The sequence below is a fragment of the Azorhizobium doebereinerae UFLA1-100 genome (genome assembly GCF_000473085.1).
In the GTDB taxonomy this organism is placed as follows: Bacteria; Pseudomonadota; Alphaproteobacteria; order Rhizobiales; family Xanthobacteraceae; genus Azorhizobium; species Azorhizobium doebereinerae.
Genome location: NZ_AXBA01000105.1, coordinates 1 through 1,148, shown reverse-complemented (window position 1 = coordinate 1,148; position 1,148 = coordinate 1). Strand labels below are relative to the sequence as shown.

Here is a 1,148-nt window from a genome sequence, read left to right as displayed (position 1 = left end):
GCCAGGATCTCCGCATCCTGGGGCACGGTGACCATGTCGTCCTCGAATGCTGCCTTCAGGGGCGGCATTTCGGTGCGATACCACTCCACCGAGAGCTGCTGGGCGACGCAGGCGCTGAGCGAGATCTTGCGCTGGGCGTTCTCGGCCACATAGCCGCCGGCCCCGGTGGCATCGAAGACCGCCGCCATGAAGCGCGGTAGGCGGCGGATCACCTCCACGGTGAGCGCCGCCTGCTCGTCATAGGGGATGCGGCGCATCTCGATCACCAGCACGGTCTCGCGGCGGGTGGTGGGTGAGAGCGCGAGAACCCACAGCACCGAGAGATCAGCGACACGGGCGAAGTCGAAGCCCAGAGCATGCTGGCGGTGTGGGTCCAGCTTCGCCAGCGCCGCGCGCACATCCTCCAGGAAGCGGGCCACCATCGCGGCGCGGATCAGCGCCGGCCGATGCAGGAAGTCCGCCGGCAGCTCCCAGCGCAGCAAAGGGATGCCGGTGCGCATGCGGGCCTCGATCAAGGGGCCGGGCAGCCAGGCGCCGGAGCCTTCCGAGGGGGTGCAGAACAGTTCCTCGTCGGCGCCGTCACCATAGAAGGCGATGATCTCGGCGCGCCAGGCGGCCTCCTTCTCCGGCGTCCAGTCCTCGCCGGTGACGAGGCAGATGCGCTCATAGAGGCCTTGGCGCAGCGCCTGGTCGAAGTCGATGCGCACATGGGCATAGGGCCGGCGCCCGGCCAGCACATCCTGCACCAGCTCGTTGAAGGGGTTGGCATCGCCATTGTGGGTGGAGACCACCACCACCTGGCCGCCCCACATCAGGAAGGCGAGCGCGGCCTTCAACAGCTCTTTCAGGCTCTCCACGAAGGCCGCCTCGTCGATGATGACGAGGCCCTGCTTGCCGCGCAGCGAGCGCGGCGCCGAGGACAGAGCGATGATCTCGAAGCCGGAGGCGAAGCGGATGCGGAAGGCCTTGATCTCGCGGGTCTCACCGGGATGGTCCGGGTCGGCGTCCGCGAACAGGAACTCTTCTTCCTCGGCAGCTGCCAGTGCGAAGGCCCGCGCCCACATGGCGGCGGCATCGACGAACTCGCGGGTCATCTCCTGCGAATAGGAGATGTACATCACATCCATGCCGCGCGCCGTGCGGGCGCG

1 protein-coding gene is annotated in these 1,148 nt (G+C 68.1%); it reads right to left on the bottom strand.

Features of this window, described 5'->3' with window-relative positions:
• Positions 1 to 1,127 (bottom strand): terminase large subunit domain-containing protein (locus tag YU1_RS0125780; RefSeq protein ID WP_084540146.1); only part of this gene is annotated, 1,127 nt, incomplete at its 3' end.
• Positions 1,128 to 1,148: the final 21 nt, after the last annotated feature.